Annotated in this window: 13 protein-coding genes; 5 read left to right on the forward strand and 8 right to left on the reverse strand. The window is 67.4% G+C overall.

Features of this window, described 5'->3' with window-relative positions; translation table 11 throughout:
- The first annotated feature begins 133 nt into the window (after nucleotides 1-133).
- From pqqE to QKY98_RS01910, 3 genes are all read left to right on the forward strand, one after another.
- Nucleotides 134-1,285 (forward strand): pyrroloquinoline quinone biosynthesis protein PqqE, encoded by a 1,152-nt coding sequence (pqqE, locus tag QKY98_RS01900; RefSeq protein WP_197851201.1) that lies wholly within the window; start codon nucleotides 134-136, stop codon nucleotides 1,283-1,285.
- Nucleotides 1,286-1,448: 163 nt separating this feature from the next.
- A complete protein-coding gene (locus QKY98_RS01905; RefSeq protein ID WP_027601040.1) occupies nucleotides 1,449-1,973 on the forward strand; it encodes a GNAT family N-acetyltransferase in 525 nt (174 codons plus the stop codon).
- 119 nt (nucleotides 1,974-2,092) lie between these two features.
- Nucleotides 2,093-3,499 (forward strand): YncE family protein, encoded by a 1,407-nt coding sequence (locus QKY98_RS01910; protein ID WP_284670266.1) that lies wholly within the window; start codon nucleotides 2,093-2,095, stop codon nucleotides 3,497-3,499.
- 833 nt (nucleotides 3,500-4,332) lie between these two features.
- Here QKY98_RS01910 and pcaC read toward each other — a convergent pair.
- The 7 genes from pcaC to QKY98_RS01945 all read right to left on the reverse strand — a co-directional run bounded on the left by pcaC (nucleotide 4,333) and on the right by QKY98_RS01945 (nucleotide 11,289).
- On the reverse strand, nucleotides 4,333-4,728 hold the full coding sequence (gene pcaC / locus QKY98_RS01915) for a 4-carboxymuconolactone decarboxylase (RefSeq protein WP_093257243.1): 396 nt from the start codon (nucleotides 4,726-4,728) through the stop codon (nucleotides 4,333-4,335).
- Between the two features lie 11 nt (nucleotides 4,729-4,739).
- Complete coding sequence (pcaD, locus tag QKY98_RS01920; protein ID WP_284670267.1) at nucleotides 4,740-5,528, reverse strand: 3-oxoadipate enol-lactonase; 789 nt, start codon at nucleotides 5,526-5,528, stop codon at nucleotides 4,740-4,742.
- Nucleotides 5,529-5,544: 16 nt separating this feature from the next.
- On the reverse strand, nucleotides 5,545-6,903 hold the full coding sequence (locus QKY98_RS01925) for a 3-carboxy-cis,cis-muconate cycloisomerase (protein WP_284670268.1): 1,359 nt from the start codon (nucleotides 6,901-6,903) through the stop codon (nucleotides 5,545-5,547).
- Nucleotides 6,904-6,919: 16 nt separating this feature from the next.
- Nucleotides 6,920-8,212, reverse strand: coding sequence for an MFS family transporter (locus tag QKY98_RS01930; RefSeq protein ID WP_027598789.1), 1,293 nt, complete (start codon nucleotides 8,210-8,212; stop codon nucleotides 6,920-6,922).
- Nucleotides 8,213-8,440: 228 nt separating this feature from the next.
- Nucleotides 8,441-9,655: a 3-oxoadipyl-CoA thiolase gene (gene pcaF / locus QKY98_RS01935; RefSeq protein WP_284670269.1), complete on the reverse strand. Its 1,215-nt coding sequence runs from the start codon at nucleotides 9,653-9,655 to the stop codon at nucleotides 8,441-8,443.
- Nucleotides 9,652-10,437 carry a CoA-transferase subunit beta gene (locus QKY98_RS01940; protein ID WP_027598791.1) on the reverse strand — a complete coding sequence of 262 codons (786 nt, stop codon included), beginning with the start codon at nucleotides 10,435-10,437 and terminating at the stop codon, nucleotides 9,652-9,654. The genes pcaF and QKY98_RS01940 overlap by 4 nt, the downstream gene beginning before the upstream one ends.
- A 3-nt stretch (nucleotides 10,438-10,440) precedes the next feature.
- Nucleotides 10,441-11,289: a CoA transferase subunit A gene (locus tag QKY98_RS01945; RefSeq protein ID WP_042137423.1), complete on the reverse strand. Its 849-nt coding sequence runs from the start codon at nucleotides 11,287-11,289 to the stop codon at nucleotides 10,441-10,443.
- 207 nt (nucleotides 11,290-11,496) lie between these two features.
- Here QKY98_RS01945 and QKY98_RS01950 point away from each other — a divergent pair, with 207 nt between their 5' ends.
- Nucleotides 11,497-11,718, forward strand: a complete 222-nt coding sequence (locus QKY98_RS01950; RefSeq protein WP_042137422.1) for a VF530 family protein — start codon at nucleotides 11,497-11,499, stop codon at nucleotides 11,716-11,718.
- 102 nt (nucleotides 11,719-11,820) lie between these two features.
- Here QKY98_RS01950 and QKY98_RS01955 read toward each other — a convergent pair whose 3' ends face one another.
- A complete protein-coding gene (locus QKY98_RS01955) occupies nucleotides 11,821-12,768 on the reverse strand; it encodes a class I SAM-dependent methyltransferase (RefSeq protein ID WP_027598794.1) in 948 nt (315 codons plus the stop codon).
- Nucleotides 12,769-12,998: 230 nt separating this feature from the next.
- On the opposite strand from QKY98_RS01955, the gene QKY98_RS01960 reads away from it, so the two are divergent.
- The gene (locus QKY98_RS01960) at nucleotides 12,999-15,125 is read left to right on the forward strand and encodes a TonB-dependent siderophore receptor (RefSeq protein ID WP_284670270.1); all 2,127 of its coding nucleotides are present in this window, start codon (nucleotides 12,999-13,001) and stop codon (nucleotides 15,123-15,125) included.
- Nucleotides 15,126-15,179: the final 54 nt, after the last annotated feature.

Consider the following 15,179-nt stretch of genomic DNA (forward strand, 5'->3'; position numbering starts at 1 on the left):
GTCGCCGAGCGAAGGTTAGGCAAGGCAGAAACCCGCGAGGAAGCGGAGTTTACAAATGGTAAATGAGCATTCCGAGCGGGTTTCTAACGCTGCATCACCGAGCGCAGGCACTTCTCAATTGCCTGGAGTGCCCATGCAACTCCCGCAGCCACCGGCGATAGGCAAGCACAACGTCGGCCTGCCGCTGTGGCTGCTGGCCGAGGTCACCTATCGCTGTCCGCTGCAGTGCCCCTATTGCTCCAATCCCCTGGACTTCGCCGCCCAGGGTCGTGAGCTGACCACCGAACAGTGGTTCAAGGTGATGGCCGAGGCGCGGGAGATGGGCGCCGCCCAGATCGGCTTTTCCGGCGGCGAGCCCCTGGTGCGCCAGGACCTCGCCGAACTGATCCGCGAGGCGCGCCGGCTGGGCTACTACACCAACCTCATCACCTCCGGCATCGGCCTCACCGAGGCGCGCATCGCCGAATTCAAGGAAGCCGGCCTGGACCATATCCAGATCAGCTTCCAGGCCAGCGATGAACAGGTGAACAACCTGCTGGCCGGCTCCAGGAAGGCCTTCGCCCAGAAGCTGGCCATGGCCAAGGCGGTCAAGGCCCATGGCTATCCCATGGTGCTCAACTTCGTCACCCACAGGCACAACATCGATCGCATCGACCAGATCATCGACCTCTGCCTGGCCCTGGAAGCCGACTTCGTCGAACTCGCCACCTGCCAGTTCTACGGCTGGGCCGAGCGCAATCGCGCCGGTCTCCTGCCGACCAGGGCCCAACTGGAGCGCGCCGAAGGCATCACCAATGACTACCGCGCGCGCCTCAAGGCCGAGAACCACCCCTGCAAGCTGATCTTCGTCACCCCGGACTACTACGAAGAGCGCCCCAAGGCCTGCATGGACGGCTGGGGCAAGCTGTTCCTGACCATCACGCCGGACGGCACCGCCCTGCCCTGCCACGGCGCCCGGCAGATGCCCATCGCCTTCCCCAACGTGAAGGAGCAGGACCTCAGGCACATCTGGTACGACTCCTTCGGCTTCAACGTCTACCGCGGCTACGACTGGATGCCCGAGCCCTGCCGCTCCTGCGACGAGAAGGAAAAGGACTACGGCGGCTGCCGCTGCCAGGCCTTCATGCTCACCGGCGATGCACGCAACGCCGACCCGGTCTGCGCCAAGTCCCCGCACCACGACCTCATCCTCGCCGCCCGCCAGGAAGCCGAGACCGCGACCCAGCGGATCGAAGATCTGCACTTCAGGAACGAGCGCAACTCGCGGCTGATCGCCAAGGCCTAGGGCCGGCGGCGGCGCCAGGCACGCCAAGGTCGCCGCTGGAATCCAGGTCCCCGCGCCAAGGCGCAGGCTAGCGACGGGACTCACCACCCACGGCTCCGAGGCGTTTGCCTCCCGGCCGGGCAGTGACCATACTGCCCGGCCGGACCTTTTCCCCCGCCTCGTCATGCCTTCGATACGCCCGCTGCGTCCCGCCGACCTCCCGGCCGTCCTCGCCATCCAGGCGGCCAACTACCCCGCCGACCTGCTCGAAGACCACGCCTTCTACGCCAATCGCCTGGAGCTCGCCCCGGAACACTGCTGGGCGGCCCTGGACGCCGAGGCGCGGCTGCAGGGCTATCTGATCGCCTATCCCTGGGACGACGGCCTGCCACCGGTGCTGGGCGCCCGCCTGGAGCAGCTGCCGGGCGCGGCCTCGACCTGGTTCCTGCACGACTGCGCCGTGCATCCCGCCGCCCAGGGCCAGGGCGTGGCCGGGCGGCTCTATCGCCACGCCAAGGGCCAGGCCCGACGCGCCCGCCTGCGCCAGGGGCGGCTGGTGTCGCTGTCCAACGCCATCGGCTACTGGCAGCGCCATCACTATCACCCGGTTCCGGCCGACGCCGCGCTCGAGGCCAAGCTGGCCGGCTATGGCGCCGGCGCCTGCCTGATGCAGCGCACCCTCGATACGCCGGACAGCGACAAAGCGTAAAACCTGCAAATCTAAATGCAAGTATTTCGCTTTCGCCTTAACATGACCTAGCCCAGGAGGGCCTCCGCTGCCCGGCGCTCTGGCGCGGGTATCTTGATCGCCGCTACAAGGAATCCCTGATGAACATCGCTCCAGCGTCTTCGGCCAAGGGCCGGCGCGTCTTTTCCGTCACCCTGCTGGCCGCCCTGCTGGCGCTGGGCGGGCAAGCCGCCCAGGCGCGCTCCAGCTTCGAAGCCCCCGATCCGGACTACCACGGCGAGATCAAGGCCAGTCCCGTCACCGGCACCGCCATCCTGGCCGGCAGCGAGGTCGCGCTGGACGGCCGTGGCTTCACCCCCGGTCAGCAGATCACCCTGTCGCGCGGTGGCGTGGCGCTCAACCCCGACGCCGCCTATGTGGCCGACGCCCAGGGCAACTTCAAGGCGACCCTGCGCATCCCCGAAGACGCCACACCCGGCCAGCACCCCATCGTCATCAGCACCGCCCAGCCCTCGGGCGCCGCGGTCTTCCCGCTCAAGGTCTCGCCGGTGGTGCCGCTGTCCGGCGCCGAGGCCTATAGCCTCACCGCGGTCAAACTGGTCCCCGGCCTCTACCAGGTGGACAGCAGCGCCAAGACCGGCGCCCTCTTCGTCACATCGGCCGTGGGCCGCCCGCCGGTCAAGGTCTCGCAGCTGCTCAAGCTCGATCCCAAGGACCTGTCCATCCAGCGCCAGATCACCCCGGCCGCCGCCCCGGGCGAGGACGCCGGTGTCTACGCCGTCTACGGCGTGGGCGTGGACGATCGCAACGGCACCGTCTGGACCACCAATACCCGGCAGAACACCGTGGCGGTCTATCGCCAGAGCGACCTGGGCCTGGTCAAGCAATTCGAACCCGGCCTCGTGCCCCATGCCCACACCGTGGTGGTCGACGAGAAACTCGACCGCGCCTTCGCCTCGGCGGCCATGACCCCGGACATCGTCAGCTTCGACGCCAAGACCCCGGCCGTGCGCAAGCACATCGCCATCGAATCGGGCGTGCGCGGCGAGCAGTTCGCCGTGGTCGGCATGCACCTGGACCCGGCGGTGCACAAGCTCTACGCCGTCAGCCTCAAGACCAACGAAGCCGCGGTGATCGACGCCAAGACCGAGCAGGTCGAGAAGGTCTTCCCGATCCAGGGCGCCAAGACCCCCATGGGCGTGGCCCACGATCCCCAGACCGATCGCCTGTTCATCACCGCCCAGGGCAGCGACAACCTGCTGATCGTCGACGCCAAGACCGGCAAGACCCTGCACAACGTCACCACCGGTGCCGGGGCGCTGAACGTGGCCTTCGACCCGGTCAAGCGCCTGGCCTACGTGACCAACCGTGGCGCTGGCACCCTGACCGTGGTCGACCCGGACGGCACCATCAAGGCCAACCTGGAACTGGGCACCTACCCCAACCACGCGGTGGTGGATGGCAAGGGCGTGGTCTACGCAGTCAACAAGGCCAAGGGGCAGGATGATGCCGAGGGGGATCGGATTACGCGGGTAGTGGCCAAGTAAGGGGCCTGAGGCCCTGTGGCTGGGCAGGGCTGCCTTCGTACAGAGCGACTGCCCTATCGCGGTCATGGACCGCTCCTACAGTTTCAAACTCCTGCTGTAGGAGCGGTCCATGACCGCGATAAGGGCATGATTTCAGCCTTGAACTGCGCGCCGTGCAGGTGCCCTGGCTGTTTATTGAGTTCTGCTGATGCCCCTGGTTTCGCCTGGCCGGCGACTCACTTTTCTTTGCTTGCGGATCGCCGCCCGGTGCAAAGAAAAGTAAGCAAAAGAAAGCACACCCCAACAGTTCGGCCTCACTGACGGGGACGGAGCGCCAGCCTGAGGCTTCCGTATTCAGAAGATTCGTAGCGTGGAAAACCGCGCAGCGTTTTCCACTTACGGAGTAACGCTTAACACGTGGACAAGGCTGCGCCGTTGTCCACCCTACCGGTTTGCACCCACGGCATCAGGCGCATGAATCGCCCCGTTCAGCAGGGCGAACGCCAGCGTCGTGGAGTGGGTCGAGCCGCAGGGATGCGGCGAGAGGTCCAGTGGGCCAGGGACGGCCCATCTGGAAAGACCCCGGAACGGCGCTGGTGTGAGCGGACCCGGAGCGAAGCGGAGGGCCGGATGATCGGGGCAAGCGTTTTTGCTTACTTTTTTGGCGACTGCAAAAAGTGAGTCGCCCGGGTGGGCGAAACAAGAACCTTCAAAGCACTCGATAACCAGCCCTGGCACCCAATAGCACAGGCGTTGGGCTTCGCTAACGCTCAACCCAACCTACGCCCAACAACCAACGCCCGCCAAATCCAACCCGGCGGGCATCATCCAAACAGGGGCCAAAGGGGGGAAACTCACCCCTCCAGCGACTCCACCCCCAACTCATCCCACACCGCCTCCGCCAGATGGAAGGTGGCATTGGCCGCCGGGATGCCGCAGTAGATGGCGCTCTGCATGATCAGCTCCTTGAGCTCCTCCCGCGTCACCCCGTTGCTGCGGGCGGCGCGCAGGTGCAGGCGCAATTCGCCTTCGCGATTCATGCCGATCAGCATGGCGATGGTGATCAGGCTGCGGGTGTGCCGCGGCAGACCCGGGCGGGTCCAGATATCGCCCCAGGCGTGGCGGGTGATCATCTCCTGGAATTCTTCGTTGAAGGGGGTCAGCTTTTCCAGGCTGCGATCGACGTGGGCGTCGCCCAGCACCGCGCGGCGGACCTGCATGCCGGCTTCGTAACGTTCTCTTTCGTCCAAGATCGACTCCTTCAGGCGCTGAGAAAGGCCAGCACGCGCTGGGTAAAGGCAGTGCCCATCTGCACGTTGGACAGGTGGGCGGCGGGAAACTCGACGTACTCGGCGCCGGGGATGCGTTCCTGCAGGAAGCGCCCGTCGGCCGGGGTGGTCACGGCGTCGTGGGTGCCGGCGACGATCAGCGTCGGGGCCTGGATGGCGTCCAGCACCTCGCGGAAGTCGGCGTCGCGTACCGCCGCGCAGTTGGCGGCATAGCCCTGGGGCGAGGTGCCGGCGAGCATGGCGACGATGCGGTCGACCCGATCCGGTTTGGCGCTGGAGAAATCGGGGGTGAACCAGCGGCCGATGGAGGCGTCGCGCAGGTCGCGCATGGCCTGCTCGCCGCCGGCTTCGACGGTCTGGATGCGGGTATTCCACACCTCGGGGGTGCCGATCTTGGCGCCGGTGTTGCACAGCACCAGGCGGGTGACCCGCTCGGGGGCGTTGATGCCCAGCCACTGGCCGATGGAGCCACCCATGGACAGGCCACAGAAGGCGAAGCGGTCGATACCCAGGGCGTCGGCCAGGGCCAGGACGTCACGGCCGTTCTGATCCATGCGATAGGGGCCGGGCGTCACCAGGGAGGCGCCGTGACCGCGGGTGTCGTAGCGCAGCAGGCGAAAGCGCTCGCTGAAGGCGGCGGCCTGGTCGTCCCACATGGCCAGGTTGGTGCCCAGGGAATTGGACAGGATCAGCACGGGGGCGCCCTCGGGGCCCTCCAGCCGGTAGTTCAGGTCGCCATCGGCGAGACGTACGCTGGGCATCAGGCAGTCCTCTTTTCTAGGGATGGGAAAGCAGGGTCTGGTGTTCGGCCAGGGCGCGGGCCACCCAGGCCCGGGCCTGGCCCTGGTAATGGGCGGGGTCCAGCAGGCGATCCAGCTCGGCGCTGGAGAGTTCGGCGGTGACCTCGGGGGTATCGCCGAGCACCAGACGCAGATGGCGACCCTCCTGGACGGCGCGCTTGCAGCTCTGCTCCACCAGGTGGTGAGCGGCCTCGCGCCCCAGGCGTCCGGCGAGGGCGATGCTGACCGCCTCGGCCAGCACCAGGCCGTGGGTCAACTCCAGATTGGCCTGCATGCGCGCGGCATCCACCTCCAGCCCGGCGACGATGGCCTGGGCCTGCTGCAGGGCGCCGGAGACCAGGCAGAACAGCTCCGGCAGGGTTTCCCATTCGGCATGCCAGAGTCCCAGGCTGCGCTCGTGCTCCTGGGGCATGGCGGAAAACAGGGTGCTGACCAGACCCGGCGCGCGGGTGGCAGCGGCGATCAGCACCGCGGCGCCGACCGGATTGCGTTTGTGCGGCATGGTGGAGGAGCCACCCTTGCCCGGCGCCGAAGGCTCGAACACCTCGGCGGCCTCGGTCTGCATCAGCAGCGACAGATCGCGCCCGAGCTTGCCCAGGCTGCCGGCCACCAGGCCCAGCCAGGCGCCGACCTCGACCAGGCGATCGCGCTGGGTGTGCCAGGGTTGCTCCGGCAGGCTCAGCCCCAGCTCGCGGGCCAGGGCCTCGGCCACCGGCAGGGCGTCAGCGCCCAGGGCGGCCAGGCTGCCCGAGGCGCCGCCGAATTGCAGCACCAGCACCCGCGGCCGTAGTTCGGCCAGGCGCTGGCGGTGCCGGGTGATGGCGCCCAGCACCCCGGCCAGTTTCATGCCCAGGGTCACGGGCGTCGCGTGCTGCAACCAGGTCCGGCCGGCCAGTACGGTACCGGCATGGCGCTCGGCCTGGGTGGCCAGGGCCTCGGCCAGTTGCGCCAGATCGGCGTCCAGCAGGTCCAGCGCCTGGCGAATTTGCAGCACCAGGCCGCTGTCCATGGCGTCCTGGCTGGTGGCACCGCGGTGCACATGGCGCTCGGCCTCGGGGTCCTGGGCGGCGATCTGCCGGCCCAGGGCCTTGACCAGCGGTATGGCGGAATTGCCGGCGCTGACCACCGCCCGGGCCAGCTCGGCCGCGTCATAGCGCTCGGCGCGGCAGGCGGCGGCGATGGGCGCCACCGCCGTCTGGGGGATTACCCCCACCGCCGCCTCGGCGCGCGCCAGGGCCGCTTCGAAGTCCAGCATGCCCTGCAGTCGCCCCTGGTCACAGAACACCGCGCGCATGGCGGCCTGGGTGAAGTAGGCGTCGAACAGCAGGTTGGACATGGGGACTCCTCGGGGCTCAGTGGTCGTGATGCAGGTAGGTGGCCTGCCGCGGCAATCTCAGGCTGACCAGGAAGGCCACCGCCAGCATCACCGAGACATAGATGTAGAAGACTTCTTCATGCCCCTGGGTCTTGAAGCTCAGGGCGACGAATTCCGCCGAGCCGCCAAAGACCGCGTTGGCCACCGCATAGGACAGGCCCACGCCCAGGGCGCGTACTTCCGGCGGGAACATCTCTGCCTTCACCAGGCCGCTGATGGAGGTGTAGAGGCTGATGATGGCCATCGCCAGGCAGATCAGCAGGAAGGCCACGAAGGGACTCTGGACGCTGGCCAGCGCGGTGAGGATCGGCCAGGTGCAGACCGTGCCCAGGCCACCGAACAGCAGCATGGAGGCGCGCCGGCCGATGCGGTCGGAGAGCATGCCGAACAGCGGTTGCATGAGCATGAACACCAGCAGGGCGCAGGTCATCACGGCACTGGCGGTCTTGGCGTCCATGCCGCTGGTGTTGACCAGATACTTCTGCATGTAGGTGGTGAAGGTATAGAAGATCAGCGAGCCGCCGGCGGTGTAGCCGAGCACGGTGAAGAAGGCCGCCTTGTGGTGCTTGAACAGGCCGCTCAGGGTACCGGCTTCCTTGTTGGCGCGGGTCTCGGCGGTGGTGGTCTCTTCCAGCGAGCGCCGCAGGAACAGCGAGATCACCGCGGCGGCGGCGCCGACCAGGAAGGGAATCCGCCAGCCCCAGGCACGCAGGTCGGCGTCGCTCAGCACCTGCTGCAGGATGACCACCACCAGCACCGCCAGCAGCTGGCCGCCGATCAAGGTGACGTACTGGAAGGAGGCGAAGAAGCCGCGCTGGCCACGCAGCGCCACCTCGCTCATGTAGGTGGCGGTGGTGCCGTATTCACCGCCCACCGAGATGCCTTGCAGCAGCCGCGCGAGCAGCAGCAGGGCCGGCGCCGCGACGCCGATGCTGGCATAGGTGGGCAGGCAGGCGATGGCCAGGGAGCCGGCGCCCATCATCAGGATGGAGATGACCATGGAGGTGCGCCGGCCGTACTTGTCGGCGATGCGCCCGAAGATCCAGCCGCCCAGGGGCCGCATCAGGAAGCCCGCGGCAAAGACGCCGGCGGTGCTCAGCAACTGCACGGTGGGATCGCTCTTGGGGAAGAAGGCGGCGGCGAAGTAGATGGAACAGAAGGCGTAGACGTAGAAGTCGAACCATTCCACCAGGTTGCCGGACGAGGCGCCGACGATGGCGAAGATGCGCTTCTTGCGCTCCTCGAAGCTGTAATGCGGGTGAGTGCTCATGGAGATCCTTAATTATAGGTATGGATGGACGGAGGACAGCCTACCGCCATCGGACCAGGAGAGACACACGCGGTTACAGGAGGTGTGGGCATGGGGTAGATTGGGTTTCAGTGATTTGCTGTAGCGGAGGCATTCGATAGAGGTCTATATCGCGGCCATGGGCCGCTCCTACAGTGTCATGCTTTTGTAGGAGCGGCCCATGGCCGCGATGGCCCCAGCGACAAAGCCTCAGATCCCGTCCACTCGCTCCACCGCCAGCGCCAACCCCTGGCCGACGCCCACGCACATGGTGGCGAGACCCAGGCGGCCGCCGGTCCTCTGCAGGTGGTGCACCGCGGTGAGCACCAGGCGGTTGCCGCTCATGCCCAGGGGATGACCCAGGGCGATGGCGCCGCCGTTGGGATTGACCTTGGGACTGTCGTCGGCCACGCCCAGCTCGCGCAAGACGGCCAGGCCCTGGGCAGCGAAGGCTTCGTTGAGTTCGATGACGTCGAAGGCGTCGATGGACAGGTCCAGTTGCTTGAGCAGCTTGCGCACCGCCGGGGTCGGGCCGACGCCCATGATGCGCGGCGCCACCCCGCCACTGGCCATGCCCAGCACCTTGGCCCGCGGCGTCAGGCCGTGCTTTTTAACGGCCTCCGCCGAGGCCAGGATGATGGCCGAGGCGCCGTCGTTGAGGCCCGAGGCGTTGCCGGCGGTCACGGACTTATCCGGGCCGTTGACCGGCTTCAATTTGGCCAGGCCTTCGGCGGTGGTGTCCGCACGCGGATGCTCGTCGCGCTCGACCACCACGTCACCCTTCTTGCCCTTGATCGTCACCGGGACGATTTCCTCGGCGTAGTAACCGGATTCCTCGGCCGCGGCGGCGCGCTGCTGGCTGCGCAGGCCGAAGGCGTCCTGGTCGGCGCGGCTGACGCCATAGTCGGCGGCTACGTTGTCGCCGGTGACCGGCATGCTGTCGACGCCATAGGCCTCTTTCATTGCCGGATTGACGAAGCGCCAGCCCAGGGTGGTGTCTTCCAGTTTCTGGCCGCGGCCAAAGGCGCTGTCGGCCTTGCCCATCACATAGGGCGCGCGGGTCATGGATTCCACCCCGGCGGCGATCACCAGCTCCATCTCGCCCAGGGCGATGGCGCGGTAGGCCTGGCCCACCGCTTCCATGCCCGAGGCGCAGAGGCGATTGAGGGTCACGCCCGGCACCGTTTCCGGCAGTCCCGACAGCAGCACCGCCATGCGTGCCACGTTGCGATTGTCTTCGCCAGCCTGGTTGGCGCAGCCCATGAACACCTCGTCCACGGCGGACCAGTCCACCTGGGGATTACGCTCCTGCAGTGCCTTGAGCGGAATGGCCGCCAGGTCATCGGCGCGTACCGCCGAGAGACCGCCGTTGAGCCGGCCGATGGGGGTGCGGATGGCGTCGCAGATATAGACGGGGCGACTCATTCCTCACCTCCCTTCTGGCCGCCGTGAGCCGCCGTGGTGCGGGCCTGCAGATCGCGCAGGGCCTCGAGTTCGGTGGCGGTCGGCGCCTCGGTGGTGGCGACCTGATCGGCGAAGCGGAGGGCCCAGCCGGTGGCGGCCACCACCTGCTCGCGGGTCACCCCGGGATGCAGGGCGGTCACCACGAATTCGTTCGTGCCGGCTTCCGGCTCCATGATGCAGAGGTCGGTGATGATGGCGGTCGGGCCCTTGCCCGGCAGCCCCAGTTGCTGGCGGTGATCGCCGCCCTCGCCAAAGCCCACCGAGGTGATGAAGGCCAGCTTGTCGACGAAACTGCGGTGCGACTGCTTGAGAATGATCAGCACCTCCTTGGCCGAACCGGCGATCTCCGGCGCGCCGCCGGCGCCCGGCAGGCGCACCTTGGGCTGGTGGTAGTCGCCGATCACCGTGGTGTTGATGTTGCCGAAGCGGTCGACCTGGGCCGCGCCGAGGAAGCCGACGTCGATGCGCCCGCCCTGCAGCCAGTAGCGGAAGATCTCGCCGGTGGGCACCACGGTGTCGGCGGTCTCGGCCAGTTCGCCGTCGCCGATGGACAGCGGCAGCACCGAGGGCTTGGCGCCGATGGGACCGGATTCGTAGATCAGCACCACATCCGGCGCATGGGTCAGGCGCGCGAGATTCGCCGCGGTGGACGGCAAGCCGATGCCGACAAAGCAGACGCTGCCATTGCCGAGGCGGCGCGCGGCGGCCACGGTCATCATTTCATTGGTGGTGAAGTCGCTCATGGTTCAGGCCTCCGCAGCCAGCTTCGCCTGGAAGGCGGCGAAGTCCGCGGTACCGCGGATGTAGGTGTCGATCCACTGGGTAAAGGTGTCGCGATCGCGGGCGATCGGATCCCAGGCCTGGTAGAAGCGGTTGTCGCGCTCGTAGTAGCCGTGGGCATAGGACGGATGCGCCCCGCCGGGCACCACGCAGACGGCGCTCAAAGCCCAGGTCGGCAGCACGCAGGCGTTCATCGGTGCCTGGAGGTCGTCGACGATCTCCTCCACGGTGACGATGCAGCGCTGGGCGGCCAGCGCCGCTTCCTTCTGCACGCCGAGGATGCCTTGGATCAGCACGTTGCCCTGGCGGTCGGCCTTCTGCGCATGGATGACGGTGACGTCCGGGCGCACGCTGGGCACCGCGGCGAGCTGCTCGCCGGTAAAGGGACAGGCGATGAACTTGATGTCCGGATTGACCTTGGCCAGGTCCGAGCCCTGGTAGCCGCGCAGGACGGCGAACGGCAGGTTGGAGGCACCGGCGACATAGGCATTGGCCAGGGCCGCGTGGCTGTGCTCGGAAATCTCCAGCGGGTGCGGCCAGCCCTTTTCCACCGCATCGCGCAGCCGGTGCAGGGAGCCGACACCTGGGTTGCCACCCCAGGAAAAGATCAGCCGCTTGGCGCAGCCGGCACCGATCAGCAGGTCGTAGACCAGGTCGGGGGTCATGCGCACCAGGGTCAGGTCGCGCCGATTCTGGCGGATCAGCTCGTGGGCGGCGGCGGTCGGAATGAGATGGGTGAAGCCTTCGAGGGCGACGGTCTCGCCATCGTGGACGAAGCGCTGGATGGCTTCGCTCAGGGACAGGATCTGGGCCATGGATTGTCGACTCGCGTCTTTGTTGTCGGCGCCGCCCGGTGCGGCGGTCTGGGGTCAGACTACAAAGCCCCATCGGCGCAAACAATCCGATAATCGACTAACAGTTCGATTATCGAACAGCATCGTTCCGCAGGCGGGCGACCGCTTCGCTGCGCAGCGCGGCGTCGTAGCGGCTACACTGCCCTGCCCTTACCCAGAGCCCTGCCGATGTCCGACAAGCCCCGCCCCTCCCTGGAAGGGATCACCCTCGAAGCCCTGCTCACCCGCCTGGTGGAGCATCACGGCTGGGAAGAACTTGGGCGGCGCATCCCGCTGCGCTGCTTCACCCATGAGCCCTCCATCAAGTCCAGCCTGACCTTCCTGCGCCGCACGCCCTGGGCACGGGAAAAGGTCGAACAGCTCTATCGGCGCTTGCCCAAACAGGGTTGAGCCTGGCCCGGTATAGGTTGGGTTGAGACGGCTCCACCGTCGAAGCCCAACGAGCCAGAGCCGAACCCGGGCACCGTTGGGCTTCGCTGCGCTCAATCCAAACTACGACGCCTGTTCCTGCCGGAACACCAGCACCTTGAGTCCGCCCTCGGGATCCTCGTCGGCGAATTCCGGTGGATTGGCCAGGCGCTCGACGAAGGCCAGTCCGGGGGCTTCCTGGGCCATGCCAGCGATGAGGAAATCCGCGCCCACGCCGGGGTCGTTGACGCAGGCCAGCACCCGGCCGCCGGGGGTGAGCAGTTCGGGCAGGCGGCGCAGGATGCGGGCGTAGTCCTTGGTCAGGGCGAAGCTGCCCTGCTGGAAGCTGGGCGGATCGACGATCACCAGGTCATAGGGCCCCAGCTTGCGTACCTTGCCCCAGGACTTGAACAGTTCGTGGCCGAGAAAGCTGACCTTGCCCAGGTCATGGCCATTGAGTCGGTGATTCTCTCGGCCGCGGGTCAGGGGCCCGCGGGCCATGTCCAGATTGACCACCTGGGCCGCGCCGCCGGCCAGGGCGGCCACCGAGAAGCCGCAGGTGTAGGCGAACAGATTGAGGATGCGCAGGCCGGCGGCCTGCTCGCGCACCCAGCGGCGGCCCAGGCGCATGTCGAGGAACAGCCCCATGTTCTGGTGGCGGGTGAGGTCCAGGCCGAACTTCAGGCCGTCCTCGTGGATGACATGCTCGCCCACCGGCGCGCCGATCAGCGCCTCGCTGGCGGCATCCAGGCGATAGCGATGCTGCAGCAGGAGACTACGGGCACCGCTGGCCATCCACACCGGGGTCACGCCCAGGGCGGTCAGGGTGGCGCGCAGGGCCTCCAACTCGGCCGCGGGCAATTCGCGAAACAACCCCACCCGCACCACGCCTTCCAGCCAGTCGACGGTGAGTTGCTCCAGCCCCGGCAGCAGCCGGCCACGTCCATGCACCAGTCGGCGTGCCTCGGCGGGCGGCGAAGCGAGGGCGGTAAGCAGGAGCTCGGAGAGGCGGGCAAGGGTGGCGGTATTCATGGGCGGTCACGACGGCAAAGGAGCGGCATGCTACGGCAAAAGCGCCGGCCCCGCCTCCCGCGGCGAGTGCGGTAACCGTCTGCCGGCGCCTCGGCGCGGACACCCGGGCCGGACGTCGCCAGCGAACCGACCAGCCCGATGAAAATATGTCTCAGGCGGTAACGACTCGCAGTTGTATCCACTTTGTAACCCGCTCTAGAATCCGCCCCCCCAACCCCAGGACGATAACAATGCGCCGGCTGGTCCCTGCTCTCTATCTGCTGCCCCTCTGTGCCCTCCCCCTCGCCGGTCATGCTCAGGAGCAGGCGGAAGACTCGCCCCAGGCGCTGTCCGATCTCACCATCGTCGGCGCGGCCGAATCGCCCACCGGTCCGGTACAGGGCTACAAGGCAGAGCGTTCCAGCAGTGCGACCCGCACCGACACCCCGCTGCACGAGACGCCCCAGTCGGTGAGCGTGGTCTCCCGCGAGGCCCTCGACGACCTCTCCGCCACCCGCCTGCAGCAGGCGCTGGACCAGGCCGGCGGCGTCGGCCGTGGCAACAACTTCGGCGGTCAGGGCCTGACCAGCTACACGGTGCGCGGCTTCACCAGCTCCGAATATTTCCGCAACGGCTTCCCCATGAATCGCGGCTATCCCAGCGCGCCGGATGCCGCCACCCTGGAGCGGGTCGAGGTCCTGCGCGGCCCGGCGGCGACCCTCTATGGCCGCAGCGATCCGGGCGGCACCTTCAACGTGGTCACCAAGCAGCCGCTGGGCGAGCGCAAGACCACCCTCGGCAGCCAGTTCACCGACCAGGGCCTGCGGCGCGGCACCCTGGACACCACCGGCCCGGTGGATGAAGACGGCCGCCTGGCCTATCGCCTCAACCTGATCGCCGAAGGCGGCGACAGCTTCCGCGACGATGTCGAGCACGAGCGCTACGAAGTGGCCCCGGTGCTGAGCTGGCAGGCCACCGACGCCACCCTTATCACCTTCGAGGCGGACATCATCCGCAGCAACGCCCCGCTGGACCGCGGCCGCACCAACTACCTGACCCAGCGCGCCGAAGCCAGTCGCTCCACCAATGCCTGGGAAAAGGGCACCACCAACCTGCTGCACAACGACAGCGAGGCCTATCAGCTGCGCTTCGAGCACCAGTTGAACGACGCCTGGACCCTGGCCGGCGGCTTCCAGTACCTCGACGGCAGCCTCAAGGGCAATGCCGTGGAAGCCAACGGCGTGCAGGCCGACGGCGTGACCCTGGGTCGCAACTTCAACTACCGCAAGCTGGAGTGGAGCGATCGCGACCTGCAGCTGAATCTGACCGGTCGCTTCGACACCTTCGGCCTCGGCCATACCCTGATCACCGGGATCGAGGTGGAAGACTACGACTATCAGTCGATCATCCAGCGCTCCCCCGGCGGCGCCGGGGTCTATGCGGTCAACCTGGTCGATCCGGTCCTCGGCCAGCCGCGCCCGGCCCTGACCCGTACGCCCACCCACGACCACGAGACCCTCAAGACCTGGGCCGCCTTCGTGCAGGACCAGATCGCCCTCACCGAGCGCTTCAAGGTGCTGGGTGGCGTGCGCCTGGAGCGCTTCGAGCACGACTACGACAACTTCGTCGCCGGTGGTCAGAGCTGGTCCAATGCCGACAACGCCGTTACCCCGCGCCTGGGCGTCAGCTATGACCTCACCCCGGAATTGGCCCTCTACGCCAGCGCCTCCAAGTCGTTCAAGCCCAACACCGGCGCGGCGCGCCTGGGCGGCGGTTTCGACCCCGAGGAAGGCAAGGCCTACGAACTGGGCATGAAGTGGGCGGCGCTGGACGGCCGCCTCAGCGTCGACACGGCGATCTTCCACACGGTCAAGGAAAACGTCCTGACCCTGGACCCCGTCGATCCGAATTTCAACGTCGCCGCCGGCGAGGTACGCAGCCGCGGCTTCGAAGTCAACGTGACCGGCGACCTGACGCCCAACTGGCGCATCCTCGGGGGCTACGCCTTCACCGACGCCGAGGTCACCAAGGACAACACCCTGGCCCGCGGCACCCGCCTGACCAACATTCCGCGCAATGCCGTCAACCTGCTCAACGTCTACGAATTCCACGACGGCGTGCTGCGCGGCCTGGGGCTGGGCGCCAACCTCAAGTATGTGGGCGAACGCGAAGGCCAGAAGACCGCAGTCAGCGACTACACGATGGACAGCTACACGGTCACCGACCTGCTGAGCTTCTACAAGGTCGACGAGCACCTGCGGCTGAACCTGGACGTGCGCAACGTCTTCAACAAGGGCTACGACGAGAGCTCCTGGAACGCCTACAGCTATCCGGGCGAGCCGCGTACGGTGCAGGCCGGTTTCACCTACACCTTCTAAAAGCACCCAACAAAACTACTGCGCGTCCGCCAGGCGGGCGCGTGCAGTGCTCGG

This window comes from Pseudomonas sp. HR1 (assembly GCF_030175875.1).
In the GTDB taxonomy this organism is placed as follows: Bacteria; Pseudomonadota; Gammaproteobacteria; order Pseudomonadales; family Pseudomonadaceae; genus Chryseomonas; species Chryseomonas oryzihabitans.

Bases quoted from the DNA above. Each gene is read 5' to 3' on its own strand.
- pqqE (WP_197851201.1), top strand. From the start codon at position 134: ATGCAACTCCCGCAGCCACCGGCGATAGGCAAGCACAACGTCGGCCTG.
- QKY98_RS01905 (WP_027601040.1), top strand. From the start codon at position 1,449: ATGCCTTCGATACGCCCGCTGCGTCCCGCCGACCTCCCGGCCGTCCTC.
- QKY98_RS01910 (WP_284670266.1), top strand. From the start codon at position 2,093: ATGAACATCGCTCCAGCGTCTTCGGCCAAGGGCCGGCGCGTCTTTTCC.
- pcaD (WP_284670267.1), bottom strand. From the start codon at position 5,528: ATGCCCAGCGTACGTCTCGCCGATGGCGACCTGAACTACCGGCTGGAG.
- QKY98_RS01925 (WP_284670268.1), bottom strand. From the start codon at position 6,903: ATGTCCAACCTGCTGTTCGACGCCTACTTCACCCAGGCCGCCATGCGC.
- QKY98_RS01930 (WP_027598789.1), bottom strand. From the start codon at position 8,212: ATGAGCACTCACCCGCATTACAGCTTCGAGGAGCGCAAGAAGCGCATC.
- pcaF (WP_284670269.1), bottom strand. From the start codon at position 9,655: ATGAGTCGCCCCGTCTATATCTGCGACGCCATCCGCACCCCCATCGGC.
- QKY98_RS01940 (WP_027598791.1), bottom strand. From the start codon at position 10,437: ATGAGCGACTTCACCACCAATGAAATGATGACCGTGGCCGCCGCGCGC.
- QKY98_RS01945 (WP_042137423.1), bottom strand. From the start codon at position 11,289: ATGGCCCAGATCCTGTCCCTGAGCGAAGCCATCCAGCGCTTCGTCCAC.
- QKY98_RS01950 (WP_042137422.1), top strand. From the start codon at position 11,497: ATGTCCGACAAGCCCCGCCCCTCCCTGGAAGGGATCACCCTCGAAGCC.
- QKY98_RS01955 (WP_027598794.1), bottom strand. From the start codon at position 12,768: ATGAATACCGCCACCCTTGCCCGCCTCTCCGAGCTCCTGCTTACCGCC.
- QKY98_RS01960 (WP_284670270.1), top strand. From the start codon at position 12,999: ATGCGCCGGCTGGTCCCTGCTCTCTATCTGCTGCCCCTCTGTGCCCTC.